Here is a 21,073-nt window from a genome sequence, read left to right as displayed (position 1 = left end):
ACGGGCCGGCACCCCCGCGGGGGTGCCGGCCCGTCCTGCGTCCGAGGTCGGTCAGCGGCGGGCGGCCAGCCGGCCCAGCGTGATCACCAGCGCGGCGCCGGTGGCCAGGCCCATCGCCGGGAAGCCGCGCACGAGCAGCGTCGCCAGCGTGGGGAGGTTCAGGCTGGCCGACGGCGCCAGACCGATGTTCAGCAGGGCCACCGCGACGAAGACCAGGGGCGGGGCGACCAGGACGCTCAGCAGGTCACCTCGCCGGGTGACCAGGGCGGCGCCGATGGTCCCGACGGTGAGCGCCACCAGGGTGATCGTGCCGAGGCCGAGACCGATGTAGGAGTCCGCCGCCGCGGCGACCAGGGTGACCAGGAAGACGCCGGCGATCGCCAGAGCTCCCCGGATCCCGGTGCTCGCGGCACGCGCGCTGCTGGCCGAGGACCCGCGCCGACGCCCGTCGCCGGGAGCGTCGACCGGCGGGCGGCCGGCGCCACGGGGGTCGGGCGCTCGACGCTCGGGCGGGCGCGGGGCACGCTCGGCGGGACGGCCGGAGACGGCCCCCCCGGCGGCCCGTGGCGACGGGTAGCCGCGTTCTGCGGCCCGGCCGGCGTCGCTGCGTTCTGCACGCACGGCGTCCTCCCGCCTGTCTCGAACTCGGGCATCGACAGTGACCGGAGCGATGGTGCACCTCCTCGTCGGCGATGGAGGGCCCAGGCCACCCCACCGGTCGGGCCACGGTATCGGCCCGACCTGAGTGAACGCCGGACCCGGCCGGGAGTGGCGGACCAGAACTCGCCGGTGTCGCACCGCCGAGGTGGCGCATTCTGGGCACGGGAGCCCCAGCCGTCCCACGGGTGCCCCCAGGCCACCTGGCCGGCCGGTCCGGAGCGGGAGATCGCGGTTCGGTGACGATCCCGACGCGCCGGCATGGGCGCGCGCCGGCCGGGGGAAGGACGTCAGGCTGGCCTGCCGGTGTGGCGTCGCCGGCTGTGCGGGCACCGTGTCCGTCGATGAACACAGTCCAGGAGGACTTGCCTGCATGAGCTCGGTCAGCTTGGTCCCCGAGGTCGCCGCGCGGGACGACGAGCGGCTGACCGCCCGCGACGCGTGGGCGGTCCTGCGCAGCTGCCGGGTGACCGAGCTGTGGCGCGCCTCGTGGTCCCGCTTCCGCTACGGCGACGGCTTCTCCCACGCCCGGGCGCTCGGGCTGCAGTTGTCGCTGGCCGCGGTGCCGCTGTTGATCGCCGCGATCGGGTTGAGCAACCTGCTCGAGACGCCGTCCGTGCGGTTGCTGGTCGACCGGACGGTCCTGCAGCTCTCGCCCAGCGCCTCCGACGCGATGGTCCGGCGGGTGCTGTCGCCGTGGAGCGGCGAGCCGGACGGGATCGTGCTCGCCACGGTGCTGGGGCTGGCCGCCGCGACGCTCGCGATGGCCACCGCGATGGGCCAGCTGGAGCGCGGGGCCAACCGGATCTACGGCATCCAGCGGGACCGGCCCACCGTCGCGAAGTACCGCCGAGCGCTGTTGCTGGCCGGCCTGGCCGGGGTGCCCCTGCTGGTGGGTTCGTTGTTGGTGACCACGCTCGTCGCCGCGGCCGAGGCGATGGACGACGTGTACGGCGTCGAGGAGGAGGGCGTCGTGCTGGTGGTCGGCCCGATCGCCGTCGGGCTCCTGCTCGCCGCGATCACCCTGATGCTGCGCCGGGCCCCGCATCGCCGGCAGCCCGGCTGGTCGATGCTGGTGCTGGGCAGCGTCCTCGCCCTGGTGCTCTGGACCGGGCTCACCCTGCTGCTGGCGGGTGCGCTGGACCTGATCGGCGAGCTGGGCTCGGCCTACGGGCCACTGACCGGTGTCATCGCCCTGCTCTTCTGGGCGCAGCTGACCTCCGCGGCGATCTTCCTGGCCTTCGCCGTCTCCGCCGAACTCGAGCTGGCCGCCATCCGGACGGCCGAGGGGCGGCCGGCCCGGACCGGTGCGCCCGCAGCGGACTCCCGTTCGAGTGGATCGACCACTGCGGGCGCGACCACCTGACCGACCGCGGTCCGGCGGGGAGCGGTCGGATCAGCCCGTGGTGCCGTCGCGTTCGCCGATCTCGGGCAGCTCCTGCGTCGGCGGCCGCAGGGCGCGCACCGTGCCCTCGACCGGCGCCGGGGTCGGTACCGGCGCCGCGGCGACGCCGAGGTCGTCGAACCGGCGGGTGGCCACCAGCACCGAGCGCTCGTAGGACCCGACCGTCTCGTTGTACCGGGTCAGCGCCGAGCCCAGGGCCGAGCCGAGGCGGGTCAGGTGACCGGACAGGGTGCTCAACCGGGCGTGCACCGTGCGCCCGGCCTCGAGCACGGCGGCGGCGTCGTGCGCCAACCGCTCCTGCCGCCAGGAGTAGGCGACCGTGCGGAGCAGGGCCAGCAGCGTGCTCGGGGTCGCGATGATGACGTCGCGGCCGAAGCCGTGCTCCAGCAGTGCCGGCTCCGCCTCCAGGGCCGTGGTGAGGAAGCCGTCGGCGGGGACGAAGAGCACGGTGAAGGGCGCCGCGGTGCCGAACGCACTCGGGTAACGGCGCGCGGCGAGGACGTCGACGTGGGCCCGGAGCTGCCGGGCGTGGTCGGCGACCCGCTGGGCGCGCACCGCCGGGTCGGTGGCCTGGACCGCCTCGATGTACCCGGTGAACGGCACCTTCGCGTCGACGACCACCTGCCGTCCGTCGGCCAGGGTGACGACCAGGTCGGGGCGCACGCCCGAGCCCTGGTCGGTGGTGCCGGAGGGCTGCTCGACGAAGTCGCAGTGCTCCAGCAGCCCGGCCACCTCCACGACCCGGCGCAGCTGCAGTTCGCCCCACCGGCCGCGCACGTGCGGGGTGCGCAGCGCGGTGACCAGGGCGGCGGTCTCCTGGCGGAGCAGGGCCGAGGTCTGGCCGATGGTGCCCACCTGTTCCCGCAGCTCACCGTGGGCGGTGGCCCGGTCGCGCTCGATGCCGGCCAGCAGCCGGTGCAGGTGGTCCAGCGACTCGTGCACCGGCTCGAGGGCCTCCGGCGCGGCACCGGCCCGCCCGCGGACGGCCACCAGCCCGAGGGTGACGGCGGCGGCCAGGAGCGCACCGATGAGGAGCCCGACGAGCAGGGAGGCGGCGTCCATGCCGTCCAGGTTGCCGGACCGGTCCGACAGTTCCGGTGAGGCGCCCCAGGTGTCAGGCACAGGAGGCTCTTCACCCGGTCTGCGGCTCGGAACCGGGTGAAGAGCCTCCTATGCCCGGGTGGGGACGGGGGCGTGGGCCGCCTCGTGGTCCAGCAGCCAGCGCTTCACCGGCGTGCCCCAGCGGAAGCCGCCCAGGCCGCCGCCCGTGGACAGCACCCGGTGACAGGGGACGAACAGCGCGGCGGCGTTCCGCGCGCACGCCCCTGCCGCGGCCCGGACGGCCGACGGGCGGCCGCAGCGCTCGGCGAAGGAGGCGTAGGTGTCCGGCTGCCCGGCGGGCACGGTGCGCAGCACCTCCCAGGCGTCGGTGAGGAACGGTCCGGAGCGCTGGCGCACCGGCACCGGGTCGATCGCGGTCACGTCCCCGGCGGTGAACGCGGCCACGACGTCGAGCACCGGCAGTGCGTCGGCCCGCTCCACCCAGGTCGGCCGCAGCGCGCGGTGCACGACCGGCAGCAGCTCGCCGACGTCGTCGGTCCAGCCGCTGGCGAGCACGACGTCCGTGCCGTCCTGGCCCGTGGTGACCAGCACGGTGAACGGGCCGGGTGGGGTGGCCGTGGTCGCGTAGCGGGCAGCTGCGGTGGTCATGACGGGCTCCGATCGGGAGTGGTGCCGCGGGTGAACAGGGAGGGGACGGCCAGCGCCCACAGGTGCATGACGGCGTAGGAGCGCCACGGCCGCCAGCGGGCCGCGGCGTCGGCGTCGGAGCTGCCCAGGGCGGTCAGGCTGCGCCGCAGCGCCAGGTCGCCGGGCAGCCAGACGTCGGGGTCGGCCAGCCCGCGCAGCCCGACGAGCGCCGCGGTCCACGGGCCGATGCCGGGCAGTGCCAGCAGCCGGCGGCGGGCCTCGTCGCGGTCGGCGCCGGGATCGAGGGCGACGCTGCCCTCGGCCAGCGCCGCGGCCAGGGTGTGCACGGTGCGCCGGCGGGCGCCGGTCAGCCCGACCGCGGAGAGGTCGACGTCGACGAGGGCGTCGGCGCGCGGGAAGGCGTGGGTGAGGGTGCCGACCGGTTCGGCGAGCGGCCGGCCCGCCGCGGTGACCACCCGGGCGGTGAGCGTCCGGGCGCCGGCCACCGACACCTGCTGCCCCAGCACCGCGCGCACCGCCAGCTCCTCCGCGTCGGGGGCGGCCGGCACCCGCCGTCCGGGGGCGCCGGTCACCAGCGGGGCGAGCGCCGGGTCGGCGCCGAGCAGCGCGTCCACGGCGGCCGGGTCGGCGTCCAGGTCCAGCAGCCGCCGGCACCGGGAGACGGCGACGCCGAGGTCCCGCAGCTCGGTCAGCCGCAGCCGGGCGAGCACCGCGGGGCCGCCGTCGGGGGCGGGGAAGAGCCGGACGACGGCGGGGCCGTGCGGCAGGTCGAGGACCCGGGAGAACGTCGTCCCGTCCCACTCCTCCAGCCCCGGGGTGGCGTGCGCGCCGAGGAAGAGCAGCACCTCGTCGGCGGCGAACGGCGCGCGGGCGGCCAGCCGCAGGGTCAGCCAGCCGGGGGCGCCGCCGTCGCTGCGCGGGGTGGCCGGGCGGAGGGCGGAGGGCGTCGTCCCGAACACCGACCGCACCGTGTCGTTGAACTGCCGGATGCTGGCGAACCCGGCCGCGAACGCGACGTCGGCCATCGGCAGCAGCGTGGTCTCGATCAGCAGCCGCGCGGTCTGTGCGCGCTGCGCGCGGGCCAGTGCCAGCGGGCCGACGCCGAGCTCGGTGGTGAGCAGCCGGTGCAGCTGGCGCTCGGAGTAGCCCAGGCGCGCGGCCAGCCCGCCGACGCCGCCGCGCTCGACCTCCCCGTCGGCGATCAGCCGCATCGCCCGGGCGACGACGTCGGCGCGCACGTCCCACTCCGGCGACCCGGGGACGGCGTCCGGGCGGCAGCGGCGGCAGGCTCGGAAGCCGGCCGCCTGGGCCGAGGCCGCAGTGGTGTGGAACGAGACATTGCGCTCCAGCGGCGTGCGCGCCGGGCAGGACGGGCGGCAGTAGATGCCGGTGGTGTGGACGGCGGTGACGAACCACCCGTCGAAGCGCGGGTCGCGGCTGGTGACGGCGCGGTAGCAGTGCTCCACGTCGAGCCGTCCGCGTTCCAGCACCTCGGTCATGTCACGAGCATGGCACCGTCCGGCGGGGTCGACTGGCGACTTTCGGACACGGCGGTGAGGCACTACGGTCCACCGATCGGTGGACGGCGGACCCACGCTCCGGTGGTCCCGGCGGGCCGGGCGCGGCGACAGGCTCAGGTCATGACGACGACGGAGGCAGCACCCCTGCCGACCACGACCGGCGGGGACACCGCCGCCGTCCTGGTCCGCGGGCTGCGGAAGAGCTACGGAGGGAAGGCCGTCCTCGACGGACTGGACCTCGAGGTGCGGCGCGGGGAGTGCTTCGCGCTGCTCGGGCCCAACGGCGCGGGCAAGACCACGACGATCGAGGTGCTCGAGGGCGTCCGGCGGCGCGACGCCGGCGAGGTCGCGGTGCTGGGGGAGGACCCGGCCACCGCGGGTCGTGCCTGGCGGGCCCGGATCGGGGTGGTGAGCCAGGGCGAGGGCGCCGGCCAGGCGCTCAGCGTGCGGGAGACCCTCGACCACTTCGCGCACTACACGTCCACGCCGCGGCCCACCGACGAGCTGCTCGCGGCGGTCGGCCTGGAGGAGAAGGCCGAGACCCGGGTGGCTCGCCTCTCCGGCGGCCAGCGACGCCGGCTCGCCGTCGCCCTCGGGGTGCAGGGCCGGCCGGAGCTGGTCTTCCTCGACGAACCGACCACCGGGATGGACCCGGTGGCCCGGCGGCAGTTCTGGCAGCTCGTCCGCGACCTGCGGGCCGGTGGGACGACGGTGCTGCTGACCACCCACTACCTGGACGAGGCCGCCGAGTTGGCCGACCGGGTCGGCGTCATCGCCGGCGGCCGGCTGGTGGAGGTCGCCCCGCCGGCCGAGCTCGGTGCGCCGCTGCGCCGGCAGGCCACGGTGCGCTGGCGGGAGGACGGCGGCTGGCGCGCGGTGCCCACCGAGACCCCCGCCGCCGTCCTGCGCGACCTGCTCGCCGCCTCCCCGCACGGCGAGGTTCCCGGCCTGACCGTGACCCGCCCCGACCTGGAGGACGTCTACCTCGCCCTCGTCGGCGCCCCCGGAGGAGACCCCCGATGACCGTCCTGACCACCACCCGCCCGGCCCCGCCCTCGACCGCCCGCATCGCGCTGGCCCGGGTCGGCGTGGAGCTGCGGCTGTTCGCCCGGGAGCGCCAGCAGGTGGTGTTCTCCTTCGCCTACCCGGTCGTGATGATGGTCGTCTTCGGCTCGGTGCTCGGTGGTGACGTGCTGCCCGGTGGGGTGCCGTTCCCGCAGTACTTCCTGGCCGGGATCGCGGCCACCGGCATCATGCTGACCAGCTTCCAGGCCGTCGGGACGGCGATCGCCGCCGAACGTGAGGCCGGCCAGCTGGAGCGGCTGCAGCTGCTGGGCACCCCGCCCGCGGCGTACTTCGCCGGCAAGGCCGGGCAGGTGCTGGTGACGACGGCGGCGCAGCTGGCGTTGCTGCTCCCGGTGGCCCGCTACGGCTACGACGTGCCGTTGCCGGTGGACCTGGGGCACTGGCTGACGTTCGGCTGGGTGGCGGCGCTGGGGGCGCTGTCCGGCACGGTGCTGGGCATCGCGGTCTCGGCGCTGCCGGGCAGCGCCAGTTCGGTGACCACGTCGGTCTCGGCGTTCGCGATCGTGCTGCAGTTCTTCTCCGGGGTGTTCTTCGCCTTCCCCGAGCTGCCGGGCTGGATGCAGCAGGTCGCCGCGGTGTTCCCGCTGAAGTGGCTGACCCAGGGGATGCGCTCGGCGTTCCTGCCCGAGCAGGCGGCCGGGTTCGAGGTCGCCGGCGGGTGGGAGCACGGGAGGACGGCCCTGGTGCTGGTGGCATGGGTGATCATCGGCGTCATGGTGTGCGTGCGCACGTTCCGCTGGCGCCGGGCGGACGGATGACCGTCGGTTCCCGGCTCCGGTCCGCCGTCGTCCCCACGCCCGGTGGGGACGACGGCGGACCGCCGCTGTCCGAACGGGGGTGGCGGGTCACCGTGCTGGTGCTGCACGTCGCCTTCGGGCTGTTCCTCACGCTGGCGGTCCTGGACACGTTGCTGAGCGACGTCGGCTCCCGGGCGGTGCTGCTCAGCGCCCTCGGCGTGCTGCTGGTGGCCTACGCGACGCTCGGCGCGCCCGCCGTCAGCAGCCGCGACCAGCGCCGGGCCACCGCCTACCTGGCGGTGCTCGTCGGGGTGGTCGGGGTGCTCGCCTGGGAGTTCCCCGAGCTGCTCTTCCTGATGTTCCTGGCGTTCCCGCAGGTCTGGTTCCTGGCGGAGTCCGCCGTCGTGGGGCTGTGCTGGACCGGCGCGCTGACCATCGCGGCCACCCTGGGCCCGCTGGTGCACTGGTCAGAGGGCACCGAGCCGATGTCCGGGCCGGGACAGACCCTGGTCGGGGCGGCCTTCAGCGTGGCGATGGGCCTGTGGGTCACCCGGGTGCTGGAGCAGAGCCGCGAGCGGGCGCTGCTGATCCGGGAGCTGGAGGCGACCCGCGCCGAGCTCGCCGCGGCGCACCGCGAACAGGGCGTCGCCGCGGAGCGGGAGCGGTGGGCCCGCGAGGTGCACGACACCCTGGCGCAGGGCTACACGAGCATCGTCGTCCTGGCCCAGACCGCCGCCGGGCAGCTGCCCGGTGACCCGGGCGCGGCGGGGGAGCGGGTGGCGCTGATCGAGGAGGTCGCCCGGGAGAACCTGGCGGAGGCCCGGGCGATGGTCGCCGCCTTCGCCCCGGTGGCGCTGGACTCGGCGACGCTGGTCGAGGCGTTGGCGCGGCTCGCCGAGCGGTTCGGCCGGGAGACCGGCCTGGCGACGCGGCTGGACACCGCTGCGCTCGCCGACGACGCGGGTCTGACCCGGGCGGAGGAGATCGTGCTGCTGCGGGGCGCGCAGGAGGCGCTGGCCAACGTGCGCCGGCACGCCGCGGCCAGCGCGGTGGTGCTGCGGGTCAGCCGGGTGGGGACGGGGGAGGCAGCGCAGGTGTCGGTGCACGTCGAGGACGACGGGGTGGGCTTCGAGCCGGAGGCGGCGGCCGGGGTGGGGCTGGCCGGGCTGCGGGACCGGGCCGAGCAGGTGGGCGGTGGCGTCGAGGTCGTCTCGGCGCCGGGTGCGGGCACCCGGGTGACGGTGCGGGTGCCGGCGCGGTGATCACTATCGTGGTGGTGGACGACCACCCCGTCGTGCGTGGCGGGCTCGTCGGCTGGCTGGCCGCCCAGCCGGACCTGGAGGTGGTGGCCGAGGCCGGCGACGGGCTGGCGGCGCTCGCGGCGGTCGCCGAGCACGAGCCGGACGTCGTCCTGATGGACCTGCGGATGCCCCGGATGGACGGCGTGACGGCCACCGGCCGGATCGCGGCCGCGCACCCCGGCGTGCGGGTGCTGGTGCTGACCACCTACGACACCGACGCCGACATCGTGCGCGCGGTCGAGGCCGGGGCGACCGGCTACCTGCTCAAGGACACCCCGCTGCCGCAGCTTGCCGACGCGGTGCGTGCTGCCGCCCGCGGGGAGACGGTGCTGGCGCCACCGGTCGCGGCCCGGCTTGTCTCACGGATGCGGGCGCCGGCGGTCGAGACGCCGACGGCCCGGGAGCTTCAGGTGCTGTCCGGGGTGGCGCGCGGGCTGACCAACGCCGACATCGGCCGGGAGCTGTTCATCGGTGAGGCGACGGTGAAGACGCACCTGCTCCGGGTGTTCGCCAAGCTCGGGGTCGACGACCGCACCCGGGCGGTCCTGGTGGCCGTCGAGCGCGGCCTGCTGCCGGGACCCGGATCGGCTGGCTGACCGAGGCTCCCAGTTGCCCTGTCAAGGTGCTGCGGGCATCTGTGGACAAGCGTCTGACCTGCGGATTCGGGTTGTGGAGGCACCCCTCGGGCGATAGCATTCGTACACACGTTCGAATGCGTCGGGAGGTGTTCGTGAGCGAGGTGCAGTCAGCTCTGGACGCCTTGGCGGCCGACGATCTGCACCTGCTGTCCGATGCGCAGGTGCTGGACCGGACGACGATGCTGGTGCAGCTCGGCAATCGGGTCGCGGCGGAGTTGACCCGCACGGTGCGCCGGGCGGAGACCACGCAGGCCGCCGAGCGCGACGGGCTAAAGAGCATGCGGTCGTGGCTGATCGGTCATCCCCGGTTGTCGCAGACGGAGGCGTCGCGGGTCGTGCGGTCGGGGCGGGTGCTGGAGTACTTCCCGGCGCTGGCGGCCGGGTTCGCCGGCGGTGAGATCACGGCGGCGCAGGTGAACGTGGTGGCGGAGAAGATCGGCGCCGGTGAGGTCGCGCAGGCCGAGGAGCAGGGCATCGACCTGGGTGCCTTCGACCAGGTGTGGGCGCGGGTGGCCACGGAGTCCCCGCACGAGTCGCTGGCCGCCGCGGTGCAGGCCTTCGACGACGCCCTCGATCCCGATGGCCCGGAGCCGGACCCGACGGAGGGCCGGCGGTTGACGATGGTCAAGCACGCCGACGGGACCGTCACCGGCCGCTTCGAGCTGGATGCCGTCGGTGGGGAGAAGGCGCAGGCGGCGATCGAGTCGATCGTGCAGGCCGACCGCCCCAAGGGCGATGACCGCACCCGCGCCCAGCAGAACGGCGATGCCTTCGTGCAGCTGTGTGACAACCAGCTGGCGTCGGGGAACCTGCCGATCCTGCGGACGGTGAAGCCGCATGTGGTGGTGGGCATCGACCTGGAGGACCTGGTCGACCCGGCGACCGGTTCCGGTGCTGCGGAGATGGGGTTCGGGGCGATGATCTCTGCGGCGCGGGCCCGTTACCTGGCCTGTGACGGCAGCATCTCCCGGATCGTGATGGGGCCCGATGGCGTGCCGCTGGATCTCGGGAGAGATCACCGGGTGGTCACCCCGGGCCTGCGCAAGGCGGTGGAGCGGCGGGACAAGTCCTGCGTGTTCGCCGGATGCGGCGCCCCGTCATGGTGGTGCGACGTGCACCACCTCATCCACTGGCTGCACGGTGGAGAGACGGCGCTGCAGAACTCAGCCCTGTTGTGCGAACGGCACCACACCAAGGTCCACCACGGCTTCCGGGTCGAACGCGATCCCGGCGGACGATGGCGCACCTACCGCCCCGACGACACCGAGATCCTCATCGGACCACCGCTGTAGCGGCCTGCGCTCAGACGACCCTGCGCTCAGACGACCCCGCGCTCGGCGGTCAGCTCGCTGGGGGTGTCGCCGGTGTTGACCGTCGCGCTCGGCTCGACCAGCAGCACCTGGGCGCCGTCCGGGCTGTACGGCTGGTGCGGGGTGCCCTTCGGCACGACGTACAGCTGGCCCGCGCCGAGGGTGACGTCGCCGTCGTCCATTCGGATGGTGAGCGAGCCGGAGAGGACGAGGAACACCTCGTCGGTCTCCGGGTGGCTGTGCCGGGTGAACTCGCCGCGGGTGTGCACGACGCGCAGGTCGTAGTCGTTCAACACGGCCACGGTGCGGGGCGACCACGGCTGGTCGACGGTGCTGAGGACGGCGGCGAGATCGACGGGTTCGGGCATCTGGCCATCCTCGCCCACCGGGGGAGTACGTCAACGGCCCGTAAGCTGGCTCTCCGTGAGTCTCACCATCGGGATCGTCGGCCTGCCCAACGTCGGCAAGTCGACCCTCTTCAACGCCCTGACCAAGAACGACGTGCTCGCCGCGAACTACCCGTTCGCGACGATCGAGCCGAACGTCGGCGTGGTTGGCGTGCCCGACCCGCGGCTGGCGAGGCTGGCCGAGGTCTTCGGCTCGCAGAAGATCATCCCGGCCACGGTGTCCTTCGTGGACATCGCCGGCATCGTGCGCGGCGCCAGCGAGGGTCAGGGCCTGGGCAACAAGTTCCTGGCCAACATCCGCGAGAGTGATGCGATCTGTCAGGTGATCCGGGTGTTCACCGACCCTGACGTGGTGCACGTCGAGGGCAAGGTCTCCCCGTCCGACGACATCGAGACGATCAACACCGAGCTGATCCTCGCCGACATGCAGACGCTGGAGAAGGCTGTCCCGCGGCTGGAGAAGGAGTCGCGCAAGGACAAGGACCGCAAGGTCCTGCACGACGCCGCCGTCGCCGCGCAGGAGGTGCTCAACAGCGGCAAGACGCTGTTCGCCGCCGGTGTCGACCCGGAGCCGCTGCGCGAGCTGACCCTGCTGACGACCAAGCCGTTCCTGTACGTCTTCAACGTCGACGCCGACGAACTCGCGAACACCGAGGTGCTCGACGAGCTGCGGGCGCTGGTCGCCCCGGCCGAGGCGATCTTCCTCGACGCGCAGACCGAGTCCGAGCTGATCGAGCTGCCCGACGAGGAGGCCGCCGAGCTGCTGGCCTCCATCGGCCAGGACGAGCCGGGCCTGGACCAGCTGGCCTCCGTCGGGTTCCGCACGCTGGGCCTGCAGACCTACCTGACCGCCGGGCCCAAGGAGTCGCGGGCCTGGACGATCCCGGTCGGCGCCACCGCCCCCGAGGCGGCCGGCGTCATCCACACCGACTTCCAGCGCGGCTTCATCAAGGCCGAGGTCGTCGGCTTCGACCAGCTGATGGAGGCCGGCTCGATGGCCGAGGCCAAGTCCAAGGGCTGGGTGCGGATCGAGGGCAAGGACTACGTCATGGCCGACGGCGACGTCGTGGAGTTCCGGTTCAACGTCTGACTTGAACTGAACCCGCAGGTCAATAGCCTGCTAGGGGCTTCCGGTCCGCAGAGAGCTCGCAGGATCGTCCAGTGCTGCGGACATCAGGCCGTCCGTGGCGGCGCGTGTGCGGTCGTCCGCGTCGGGCCACAGGTGTCCGTAGGTGTTCAACGTGGTGGTCGCCGAGGCGTGCCCGAGGGCGCGCTGGACGGTGACCACATCGCAGCCGGAGGCGATGAGGCCGGAGGCGAAGAAGTGCCGGAGGTCGTGTAACCGCAAGCCGGTCAGCCCGGCCGCTGAGAGCGCCTTGCGCCACTGGTGGCCGACGGTGTTCTGGTGCGGCGGCGTGCCGGTCGGGGTGGGGAAGAGCCAGCGGTCCGGTCCGCCGGCGGTCAGGTGCCGCTCGACGTGCCCGGCGATGAGGGTGAGCAGCCTGTCGGGGACGACGACCGTCCGTTCTGAGCGGTGTTTGGGTGCCCGCAGCTCGGCCGTGCCGTTGGGTCCGCGCTGCACCTGGCGGCTGACGACCACCCGGCGGCGGAGGAAGTCGACGTCGCCGACCTGAAGCGCAGCCGCCTCGCCGAGCCGGAGGCCACCGAACGCGCAGACGGCAACGAAGGCGGCGAACCGCTCGTCTGCGGCCGTGAGCAGGGCGCCGACCTGGGGCGGCGTGGGGATGTTCATGGCGTGCTCGCGGCGCCGGCGGCGGGGGAGTGTCACCCCGTCGCTGGGGTCGGTGGCGATCACCCGGTCCCGGACGGCGCCGCGCGGGACGCTCCGTACGTTCTGCACCCGGGTGTGCACGGTGCCCGAAGCCAGACCGGCCGCGGTCATCTGCTTGACCCACGACTCGACGCGCGAGCGCCGGAGCAACCGCAGCTCGACATTGGCGAAGGTGGCCGTCCGGACGGCGAGGCTCATCGCCAGCTCGGTGCCGGGGCCCACACCTGGCGAGCGGCCCAGACGGCGTAGAACGCCGAGAGGGTGATCCGGCCGGCCTTGGGGTCGACGTAGGTGCCGGTGACGACGGCGGCGGTGGGGTCGTCGAGCCAGCGCTGCGCGTCGGCCTTCCGCTTGAAGTGCCGGGCGTGCTCCTCGCCGTCGGCGTCGCGGTACCGCGGGCGGTACGTGCCGTCGGGTCGCCGCGCGATGCTCGCCATGTCTCTCCTCGGCTGCTCAGCCCCTGCTCGGAGGTCAGCCTGCCGCGAGCGACCGACGCTGTGCCATGGCCGGACCGCCGATCTGTGGACTCACCGGCTGCCCCTCTACCAAAGCGAGCAAGCGAGTCAAGATTGATTCGCGGGCATGCTGCTTCGACTGAGATTCGACCATTCGACCATGTGCCGCGGCGGCGGCTTGCGGCTCGGCGTGTGCGGTCCCTCCCGAGGCGACCGTCACGACGCGGATGGGAGAACGCCGACCTCCGGGGCGCCTAGCGAAATGACCGGCATGGCTCTCTCAACGGCGGGGGGAAATGCCCAGGCGAGCAGGTCGGCGATTCGGGCCCGGTCATCGATGTCGAGCAGGCCGGGCAGCGTGACCATCGGGGCCACGGTCTCGGGCGTGGTGAGGAGAACGCCGGAGGCCAGTTGAATCCCGGCTGGTCGAGCGGCACCGGTCAGGCACAGCACCGGCCGCACCGGAGCGGTGACTCCCAGGCGGCTCAGTGCCGCCGCCACCTCCTCGGCCTGACGTTGCACCCCATCGAGCAGCTTGCCGCGGTCACGACCGCCGACGCGCAACTGGTCGCCGGTCGTTGTCAGGGAGCCGGCGAGGTTCTTGGCGTCAACGACATAGACGGCGTCGGCGGCCACGATCAGGTGGTCGATGTTGGCGGCAGAGCCGGCGCGGAGGCGCCGGTCGTGCAACACCGACAGACCGGTGCTGTCTAGGGCAGCCCCGACGGCTTGTTCACCGCGAACGCCTTTGACCCAGTTGTCTTCGGCGCCGGCCACACGCGCCTGTCCACCCATGGAGGCGCCGGGGCGCGGGGTCGCGGCAGCGGCCGCCAACGTCGACGAGCGGGCCGGCTGCCGGTCCAATGCCGGTTCTCGGCGTGAGCTCCAGCGGGTACGAATGACTGCGACTGGTAGCCCGATGACGGACACCCAGAACAGAGCGACTGCGGGAAAGCCAATGAGCGCCGCGAGCACCTGCCCGACCGGGCCGGCTGCAGTTAGTGGTGCGGTAACGAAGACCGTCAGGAAGCTCAGCGCCAACCGCTTACGCCACCGTCGCACGTTGGGCGCCGTGCTCCTCCCGGGCCGCAGGGCCACCGGGGAGGTGCGCGCCTGTCCGGGCGCCGCGGTGCGCACGGCGATGCGCGGCGGCGCCGGCCGGGCTGGCTTGACGATCGGTTCCGTCCGCATTCGGCGCATCGCCTCCAACTCCGCCGACGCGCCGGGACGGCCTGTGGCGAGGGGACGTGCACATGCCAGGCAGAGGCAGCCGCGGTTGTCCTGTCCGGCGGTGGCCTGCCACGCGAGGTCGCCAGTCGCGACCGGCGACGAGCATCGGTGACAGTTCGAGCCGGCCGTCATCACCGTCGGCGCCAGCCGGGTCTCCATGAGCGAAGTGTTCGCGATGCCCCTGCGGTTGCTAAGGGCCTGCACCAGTTCGTAGCTCAACGGGGTGGTACACGCGCGTGGCCTCGGCCCCCGCGCGCTCGCCGACGACCTCGGATCGCCCCACGCTCGCGGTCACCAAGGTGTGGGCCGGTCCGCAGCCAGTCCGCAAGAAGTCCGCAAGACACCCGATTTCGGTCGTTCAGCTCCAACGGCGACCAACGGGATAGCCGCTGGTCAGCGGCCATCCTCAGCGTCAGTCATGCAAGGTCACTCACCCCGTCAACGTTCCGCGTCAACGTCTGATCTCACGCGGCGCCGCAGGTCGGGGACGCACGAAAACAGGCGACTGGCCGACCTCCACGCGCCATGCTGTGCCGGTGGACGTGGGCCAGCCGGTGTGGCAGGACCTTCAGAGCCCGCGCGACCTGTCCGCAGCGGAGCGTCGGCTGCTCGAGACGCTGGTCGGCGCCGTCGGTGACCCGGTGCTGCAGCGCCAACTGAACACTGCCGCCGTCACGGCCAGCTGCCGGTGCGGGTGTTCGTCGGTCCGGTTGCTCAGCGAAGGGCCGCCCGTGGCGGAGGCTCGCACGCGCCAGCTCTCAGAGGTCGACCGGTCTGACCACGTCCAGGTCGACGCCTGGAGCAGGACTCCAGTGCACCCGGATGTGCACGTCGTGCTGCACGTCGTGGCCGGGCTGATCGCCGAGCTGGAGCTGTTCGCCGGAGAGGAGGGGGTCGCCGTCTCGGCCGCCGAGCTCGCCGACCTGACCGGCATCACCGTGGCCTGAACGTCTCCGCGCCGGACGGGGGCCGACCCGAGGTCGGCCCCCGCCCGCCTCCGACGGGGGTGCCGCTGCGAGAGTGCCCGGTCAGCCCAGGGTCGCGGTCATCACGACGTTCTCGGGCGTGACGGTCGTGCACTCGAGGCTCAGCGGCCCGGCCGACACGGTCTCGCCCTCGCTGCAGGAGACCTCCTGGCCGGCGATGCCGACGGTGGCCTCACCGTTCTCAACCTGCCCGAGGGTGACCGTCTGGCCGAGGACCTCGACCTCGGTGCCGTCGCCGGAGAGCGTGACCACGCAGGAGCTCCCCGAGCACTCCACGCCGGACTCCGTGGCCATGGCGCCGCCGGTCTCGGTCGCCATGGCATCGGTCTCGGTGGCGGAGTCCTCCGTCATCGTCGGCTCGCTCGTCTCCTCCTCGGCGGGGGTCTCGATCGCGGTGTCCAGCGCAGTCGTGGCGTCGTCCACGGGCTCGTCGGAGCATGCGGAGAGCGGGACGAGCAGCAGGCCGGCGGCGGCGAGGCCGGACGCCAGGCGGCGGGTGCGTGTCGGAGTAGTGGCCATACCGGGAGCGTAATGTGATCTGCATCACACCGCGCCCGGTGTCGGGAAAGTGTCACGTCAGCGTGACCTGCCGGCCACCTGCGGCCCGGCCCGAGGGTCTCCGGCGACGCGCCTGACTGGTCCCCGGCCTCCTGGAGCATCATCCCGGCATGCCGGTCGCTCTGCACCTCACCGACGTCCTGGCCGCGGTCGAGGACGTCGACGTCGTCGTCGAGGACGACATCGCGGTCAGCGAGGTCTTCCAGGCGCTGGCGGTCTTCCTCGCCTCCATCCTGCTCGCGGTGCTGCTGCGGCGGCTGCTGGTCCGGGCCGTCGACCGCGACGGGAACCGGCACGTCGGGCTCGTCGCCGGCCGGTTCCTCGGGTTGCTCGCGGTCGCCCTCGGTGTCGTCTACGCACTGGGCCTGCTCGGTGTGCAGATCGGCCCGCTGCTCGGTGCACTCGGCGTGGGCGGCATCGCCATCGCGTTCGCGGCCCAGGACATGCTGCAGAACCTGATCGCCGGGGTGATGCTGCAGATCCGCCGTCCCCTGCGGCTGGGCGACCAGGTCGCCAGCGGCGACTTCGAGGGCGTCGTCACCGACGTCAACCTCCGGACGACGGTGCTGCAGACCTACGACGGCCTGATCGTCTACCTGCCCAACGCCGAGGTGCTGAAGAACCCGATCATCAACTACACCCGCACCCCGCTGAGCCGGACGTCGCTCACGGTCGGGCTGGCCTACGACACCGACCTGACCCGGGCCCGGGAGGTGCTGCTGCAGGCGTGCGCGGCCGCCGACGGCGTCGCGGACGCCCCCGCCCCGGAGGTCTGGGTGGAGGAGTTCGGCGACTCCTCGATCAACCTCGCGGTGCGGTACTGGCACCCCGCGGACATCGCCAGCCGCTGGCGGGTGCGCAGCGGTGTCGCCATCTCCGTGAAGTCCGCGCTGGACCAGGCCGGCATGACCATCCCGTTCCCCCAGCGGGTCCTCTGGTCGGGGGAGCAGGACTGACCGGGGCCCTGCGTCAGGGCCGGATGACGACGTTCGTGCCCCGGGCGCGCAGCACCAGACCGTCGTCGACGCCCTCGATCGCGGTCAGCTCCTGGCCGAAGGGCAACGGGTCCAGCGGCACCCGCAGCGAGAAGCGCTGGCCGAGCAGCAGCCGGCTGGCCTCCTCGAGGTCGATCTCGGTGTCCAGGGCGGCGGGGGCGATGGACAGCGCCCCGTCCTCGGGGGACAGCTGTGCCAGGGCGGAGGCGGAGACGGACTGGCCGAGGAGGTCGACCGTCCCGGTCAGCCGGACCTCCTCGCCGGGCGCCGCGCCGACCGTCACCGGGCGCCCGGTGACCTCCAGGTATCGGTTCAGGTCGTCGTAGCCCAGGAACGCCTCCCCGACCGACCGCTCGATCCACACCGCCGCCGGGTCCTGGACGAGGAGGTCGTGGAAGGAGACGTGCACGCCGCTGAGCCGGGCCTCCACCCGGTCGATCGACATCGGCCCCGACGTCACCTCGCGGACGGCGACCGCCACGTCGTCGTAGCGGCCCTGCACCGCCTGGAGCAGGAAGAACGCACCGTTCACCTGCACCGACGGGCGCGTGGAGACGCCGGTCGCCTGCTGGATGTCGCGCGCCAGCAGGGACTCGGCCGCCCACCTGGCCAGCCGGTCGGCCCCCCACAGCAACAGCAGCGTGCCCAGCACCACGGAGACGCCCAGGGCCACGGTCCGCCGGGCCGGCCGAGGTCGTGGCCGGCTGGCCTGGCGGGTGGCCTGGTGGGCGGTCGCCCCGCCGCCGTCCGAGCCCACCCAGCCGTCGTGGGCAGGTTCGCCACCACCGGTCACCGTCCGCCCACCTCCGACCCCGCCGGCTGGCTCTCCCGTGCCCCGTCCTCGCGTGTCGCGTCCTCCCGCGCCGCCTCCTCCCGTACCTCGTCCTCCAGTGACTCGTCCTGCAGGACCTCCGGGCCTCCGCTCCGGGCTCCCACGACGCCGGTGCGGCGCAGTTCGTCGACCGGCACCGACTCGGTGCGCACCCGCCGGCTGGGCCAGCTGGCCGCCCGGCCCAGCAGGGTGAGCACGGCCGGGGTGAGCACCGGACGGATCAGGAACGTGTCGATGAGCAGACCGGCGGCCATGGTGAACGCCACCTGCCGGAACGTCTGCAGCGGGATGATCGCCACCATCCCGAACGTGGCGGCGAGGATGAGCCCGGCTGCGCTGATCGCCCGGGAGGTGCTCGGCATCGCCAGCATGATCGCCTTGCTCAGCGGATGTCGTGCGGCCGCCTCCCAGATGGAGCCGACGGCGAACACGTTGTAGTCCGACCCCAGCGCCAGCAGCAGCACGGCGGTCGCGAACGGGACGTAGAAGGCCAGCCCGGGGTCGCCGAGCACCACCTGGAAGAGCAGGACGCTCAGCCCGAGCGCCGCCGCGACGCCTAGTGCGCTGCAGGCCATCAGCACGAGCGGGGCGCAGAGCGCGCGCAGGTAGACGATCAGGATCAGCAGCTCCACCAGCAGCACCGCGGTCAGCGTGGTCCGGAGGTTCTCCCGGGTGATCGCGGCGAGCTCACCGGCGATCGCGGTCTGCCCGGTCACCGCCACCTCGGCGCCCTCCAGCCCGGCCTGCGTGGCCAGGGTGTCCAGCTCGTCGCTGAGCTGGCGCAGGTCGCTGATCGCCGGTGCGGCCAGCGGGTCGCTGTCCAGGATCACCACGAAACGCGCGGCGTCGCCCTCGGGGGAGAAGACGACGCCGTAGCCCTCGGGTAGCGGGTTCTGGGCCGGGCCGAGCACCTCGGCCACCCCCGGCTGGGCCTCGATGGCCGCCTGCAGCCGTTCCAGCGCCGGCCGCTGCTCGATGACCGCGTCACCCTCGATGATCACCTCGGTGGGGGCGATGACGCCCCGGATCCCGGAGTCCTCGAGCACCGCCGCGCCCCGGCTCACCGGGTCGTCGGCCGGCAGCCCTGAGGTGAAGGACAGGTCCAGGCGCATCTGCAGCAGCGGCGCCGCGGCGAGGACGAGCACACCGGTGGCCAGCAGTGCCGCCACCGCCGCGCCGCGCCGGTCGACGACGATCCGGAGCAACCAGCCGTTCCCTCGGCGACTCGGGGGGCGGCGTGAGGTGTGCAGGGTCCCCAGCCCGAAGAGCCGCTCGCCCAGGATCGCCATCAGCGCCGGCACCAGGGTCAGCGACACCAACACCCCGATGACGACGGTCAGCGACAGCGCCGGCCCGAACGCCTGGAACAGCTGGAAGTCCGCGGCCAGCAGGGCCGCGGTGCCGGCTGCGACCGTGATCCCGGCGACGGCGATGATCGGCGCGTTGGTGCGCACCGCCCGCCGGGTCGCCTCCAGCCGCGGGAGCCCCCGGTCCAGCTGCTGTCGCAGGCCGGCGAAGAACAGCACGCAGTAGTCGGTGACCACCCCGATCAGCAGTGCGGCGATCAGCGGCTGCAACTGGTCGGGGAGCGCGAAGCCGAGGGAGGCAGCGAGCACCCCGAGGCTGCGGATCGCGACCAGGTAGCCCAGCCCGGCGGCCAGCAGCACGACGAAGGGCGCCACGACCGAGCGGAAGGTGAGCCCGACGACGGTGGCGATCAGCACCAGGGTCGCGACCTCGAACAGGTGCAACCGCGCTTCGAGGTAGTCGGCCTGCGCGACCTGGGCCGGGACCACCCCGGTGACGTAGGTCTGCACGGAGCTCTGGTTGTGGAAGTGGGCGGCGTACTCGCGGGCGAGGTCCCTGGTCCGCTCCAGCGACGTGTAGTTGGAGACGTACAGGTAGGTGACCGCGGTCTCCGGCGTCGACGTGGGCAGCGGGACGGCGGCGACGATCTGCCCGCGCCCGGGTGGCACGGTGCCGTCCAGGTACGCCTGGGTGTGGGTGGCTGCCCAGAGCGCCACGTCGGCCTGGGTGAGGACGCTGAGGCCGTCGGGGTCGTGCACCACCACGGAGACCTGGGAGAGCACCGGCACGTCGAACAGCTCGAGGGACCGGTCCTGGACGGCCGCCGCCGGGCTGTCCTCGGGGAGCAGGTTGCCGATGTCGGCCCCGCCGCCCCCTCCGGCCGTGGGGAGGAACAACGACACCACCACGGTCAGCAGCAGCCAGCCTGCCACCACGAACCAGCGAGCCTTGACGACGGCGTCCCGGTAGGCGCGGGCGGCCCGTCGGGTCGCGTACCGGGCCGGTCGGGTCGCCCACCGGGCGGCACGGGTCAGCCCGGAGAGGCCTCGCGTCACGGCCGTGGCTGGCACCGGGGCCTCCAGCCTCGCGGTCCTACCGATTGAGCTGAGCAGCCGTAGGCTACCGGCGGTTGTGCGCCTGCGCTCGACGGTGAGAGGACGACCATGGCCGATCCCGAGACCGATCCTGACGTCGATCCCGCGAGCAGGCCCCCGGCCTCCGGGACGGGCGCCGGCCGTGCGGTGCGCTGGTGGCTGGCCGCGGCCACGTTCGTGGTCGGGCTCTTCGTCGGGGGGCTCGTCGTCGGCCTGCTGAGCGAGGGGTCGGCGCCGGTCCCGATCGCCGCCCAGGACGCCCCCGCGACCGACGACGCCGTCCCGCTGCCGGATGCCCCGGCGACGGGGGAGACCGCCGAGGTGGTCGTCAACGCCGCCTGCCTGCGGGCCGTCAACGGGGCACAGGACGTCGTCGCCGTCATCGACGACCTGGGTGAGGCGGTCAGCGAGTTCAACGCCGCCCGGCTGGACGAGGTGGTCCGGCGGCTGCAGCCCCTGCAGGGGCGGCTGAGCGCCGACATCGCCGGCTGTCAGGTCGTCAGCGAGGTGCAGGAGGCCACACCGTCAGGGACGCCCACCGGGGCACCTCCCGGGACGCCCACCGGGACGCCGCCGGGTGAGCCGGCCCCGCCGGCCCCGCCGGCCCCGCCGGCCCCCACCACTGTGGCACCGCCGAGCTGATCCGGGACACTGGCGGCTCGGCGTCCGGACGGCGGACCGCACCCGCCCGGCACCCACAGGCAGGGCACACCTGCAGCACAGCGGCGTGCCGACGAGCCCGGTGAGGCTGGCGGCATGCCACTGCGGACCTCACCCGGCACCGATGCGAGCGCACCAGTCGGGAGGGCGCCGGACATGGACGACGGTGCGCCCCCGCCGCGGCGGGACTTCCCGTTCCCCGAGCCCAGCGGTCACCACATGCGGGAGTGGCCGCTGGTCTGGGACCCGCAGCGCGGGCACTACGGCCGCACCTGCCCGCACGGCGTCGGTCACCCGGACCCCGACGACGTCGTGTTCCTCCAGTCGGTCGGCGGCGTCTCCGGCGTCCATCCCTGCGACGGCTGCTGCATCGCCCCGCTCCGGGACTGACC

At 73.7% G+C, this 21,073-nt stretch carries 21 protein-coding genes; 10 read left to right on the top strand and 11 right to left on the bottom strand.

Features of this window, described 5'->3' with window-relative positions; all coding sequences use genetic code 11:
* Positions 1–51: 51 nt before the first annotated feature.
* Complete coding sequence (locus tag O2W20_RS17370) at positions 52–621, bottom strand: DUF6542 domain-containing protein (RefSeq protein ID WP_269173976.1); 570 nt, start codon at positions 619–621, stop codon at positions 52–54.
* A gap of 409 nt (positions 622–1,030) precedes the next feature.
* Between O2W20_RS17370 and O2W20_RS17365 the strand changes: the two genes are divergently transcribed.
* Positions 1,031–2,023: a YihY/virulence factor BrkB family protein gene (locus O2W20_RS17365; protein ID WP_269173975.1), complete on the top strand. Its 993-nt coding sequence runs from the start codon at positions 1,031–1,033 to the stop codon at positions 2,021–2,023.
* A gap of 30 nt (positions 2,024–2,053) precedes the next feature.
* Here the strand turns inward: O2W20_RS17365 and O2W20_RS17360 are convergent, their stop codons facing one another.
* Genes O2W20_RS17360 through O2W20_RS17350 form a run of 3 tightly spaced genes read right to left on the bottom strand, consistent with a single transcriptional unit; the run spans position 2,054 to position 5,271 of the window.
* A complete protein-coding gene (locus O2W20_RS17360; protein WP_269173974.1) occupies positions 2,054–3,184 on the bottom strand; it encodes a DNA recombination protein RmuC in 1,131 nt (376 codons plus the stop codon).
* A 48-nt stretch (positions 3,185–3,232) separates the two neighbouring features.
* Positions 3,233–3,772 carry a methylated-DNA--[protein]-cysteine S-methyltransferase gene (locus O2W20_RS17355; RefSeq protein ID WP_269173973.1) on the bottom strand — a complete coding sequence of 180 codons (540 nt, stop codon included), beginning with the start codon at positions 3,770–3,772 and terminating at the stop codon, positions 3,233–3,235.
* On the bottom strand, positions 3,769–5,271 hold the full coding sequence (locus O2W20_RS17350; protein WP_269173972.1) for an Ada metal-binding domain-containing protein: 1,503 nt from the start codon (positions 5,269–5,271) through the stop codon (positions 3,769–3,771). The genes O2W20_RS17355 and O2W20_RS17350 overlap by 4 nt, the downstream gene beginning before the upstream one ends.
* Before the next feature lie 141 nt (positions 5,272–5,412).
* Between O2W20_RS17350 and O2W20_RS17345 the strand changes: the two genes are divergently transcribed.
* From O2W20_RS17345 to O2W20_RS17325, 5 genes are all read left to right on the top strand, one after another.
* Positions 5,413–6,315 (top strand): ABC transporter ATP-binding protein, encoded by a 903-nt coding sequence (locus O2W20_RS17345; protein WP_269173971.1) that lies wholly within the window; start codon positions 5,413–5,415, stop codon positions 6,313–6,315.
* Positions 6,312–7,136, top strand: a complete 825-nt coding sequence (locus O2W20_RS17340; RefSeq protein WP_269173970.1) for an ABC transporter permease — start codon at positions 6,312–6,314, stop codon at positions 7,134–7,136. Before O2W20_RS17345 ends, O2W20_RS17340 begins: the two co-directional genes overlap by 4 nt.
* A complete protein-coding gene (locus O2W20_RS17335) occupies positions 7,133–8,377 on the top strand; it encodes a sensor histidine kinase (protein ID WP_269173969.1) in 1,245 nt (414 codons plus the stop codon). The genes O2W20_RS17340 and O2W20_RS17335 overlap by 4 nt, the downstream gene beginning before the upstream one ends.
* Positions 8,374–9,012 carry a response regulator gene (locus O2W20_RS17330; protein ID WP_269173968.1) on the top strand — a complete coding sequence of 213 codons (639 nt, stop codon included), beginning with the start codon at positions 8,374–8,376 and terminating at the stop codon, positions 9,010–9,012. The genes O2W20_RS17335 and O2W20_RS17330 overlap by 4 nt, the downstream gene beginning before the upstream one ends.
* A gap of 134 nt (positions 9,013–9,146) precedes the next feature.
* The gene (locus tag O2W20_RS17325; RefSeq protein WP_269173967.1) at positions 9,147–10,346 is read left to right on the top strand and encodes an HNH endonuclease signature motif containing protein; all 1,200 of its coding nucleotides are present in this window, start codon (positions 9,147–9,149) and stop codon (positions 10,344–10,346) included.
* 26 nt (positions 10,347–10,372) lie between these two features.
* Here O2W20_RS17325 and O2W20_RS17320 read toward each other — a convergent pair whose 3' ends face one another.
* Positions 10,373–10,732, bottom strand: coding sequence for a cupin domain-containing protein (locus tag O2W20_RS17320; protein WP_269173966.1), 360 nt, complete (start codon positions 10,730–10,732; stop codon positions 10,373–10,375).
* A 55-nt stretch (positions 10,733–10,787) separates the two neighbouring features.
* Between O2W20_RS17320 and ychF the strand changes: the two genes are divergently transcribed.
* Positions 10,788–11,861 (top strand): redox-regulated ATPase YchF, encoded by a 1,074-nt coding sequence (gene ychF / locus O2W20_RS17315; RefSeq protein WP_269173965.1) that lies wholly within the window; start codon positions 10,788–10,790, stop codon positions 11,859–11,861.
* Positions 11,862–11,891: 30 nt separating this feature from the next.
* Here ychF and O2W20_RS17310 read toward each other — a convergent pair whose 3' ends face one another.
* From O2W20_RS17310 to O2W20_RS17295, 4 genes are all read right to left on the bottom strand, one after another.
* Entirely contained in the window at positions 11,892–12,761 is an 870-nt protein-coding gene (locus tag O2W20_RS17310) for a tyrosine-type recombinase/integrase (protein ID WP_269173964.1), read from the bottom strand.
* The gene (locus tag O2W20_RS17305; protein WP_269173963.1) at positions 12,758–13,000 is read right to left on the bottom strand and encodes a hypothetical protein; all 243 of its coding nucleotides are present in this window, start codon (positions 12,998–13,000) and stop codon (positions 12,758–12,760) included. Before O2W20_RS17305 ends, O2W20_RS17310 begins: the two co-directional genes overlap by 4 nt.
* Positions 13,001–13,234: 234 nt before the next feature.
* Positions 13,235–14,467, bottom strand: a complete 1,233-nt coding sequence (locus O2W20_RS17300) for a nuclease-related domain-containing protein (RefSeq protein ID WP_269185518.1) — start codon at positions 14,465–14,467, stop codon at positions 13,235–13,237.
* A gap of 809 nt (positions 14,468–15,276) precedes the next feature.
* Positions 15,277–15,753: a hypothetical protein gene (locus O2W20_RS17295; RefSeq protein WP_269173961.1), complete on the bottom strand. Its 477-nt coding sequence runs from the start codon at positions 15,751–15,753 to the stop codon at positions 15,277–15,279.
* 149 nt (positions 15,754–15,902) lie between these two features.
* Here O2W20_RS17295 and O2W20_RS17290 point away from each other — a divergent pair, with 149 nt between their 5' ends.
* The gene (locus O2W20_RS17290; RefSeq protein WP_269173960.1) at positions 15,903–16,748 is read left to right on the top strand and encodes a mechanosensitive ion channel family protein; all 846 of its coding nucleotides are present in this window, start codon (positions 15,903–15,905) and stop codon (positions 16,746–16,748) included.
* A gap of 13 nt (positions 16,749–16,761) precedes the next feature.
* Here O2W20_RS17290 and O2W20_RS17285 read toward each other — a convergent pair whose 3' ends face one another.
* Both O2W20_RS17285 and O2W20_RS17280 read right to left on the bottom strand, forming a co-directional pair.
* Positions 16,762–17,580, bottom strand: a complete 819-nt coding sequence (locus O2W20_RS17285; protein ID WP_269173959.1) for an LmeA family phospholipid-binding protein — start codon at positions 17,578–17,580, stop codon at positions 16,762–16,764.
* On the bottom strand, positions 17,577–19,997 hold the full coding sequence (locus O2W20_RS17280) for an MMPL family transporter (protein ID WP_269173958.1): 2,421 nt from the start codon (positions 19,995–19,997) through the stop codon (positions 17,577–17,579). Before O2W20_RS17280 ends, O2W20_RS17285 begins: the two co-directional genes overlap by 4 nt.
* 93 nt (positions 19,998–20,090) lie before the next feature.
* Here O2W20_RS17280 and O2W20_RS17275 point away from each other — a divergent pair, with 93 nt between their 5' ends.
* Together O2W20_RS17275 and O2W20_RS17270 are read left to right on the top strand one after the other, a co-directional pair.
* Positions 20,091–20,663, top strand: coding sequence for a hypothetical protein (locus tag O2W20_RS17275; RefSeq protein WP_269173957.1), 573 nt, complete (start codon positions 20,091–20,093; stop codon positions 20,661–20,663).
* A 174-nt stretch (positions 20,664–20,837) separates the two neighbouring features.
* The gene (locus tag O2W20_RS17270) at positions 20,838–21,071 is read left to right on the top strand and encodes a hypothetical protein (protein WP_269173956.1); all 234 of its coding nucleotides are present in this window, start codon (positions 20,838–20,840) and stop codon (positions 21,069–21,071) included.
* Positions 21,072–21,073 lie beyond the last annotated feature (2 nt).

Source organism: Modestobacter sp. VKM Ac-2982 (assembly GCF_026967935.1).
In the GTDB taxonomy this organism is placed as follows: domain Bacteria; phylum Actinomycetota; class Actinomycetes; order Mycobacteriales; family Geodermatophilaceae; genus Modestobacter.
The sequence above is the reverse complement of the archived record's forward strand: the minus strand, read 5'-3'. Positions and strand labels throughout refer to the sequence as shown.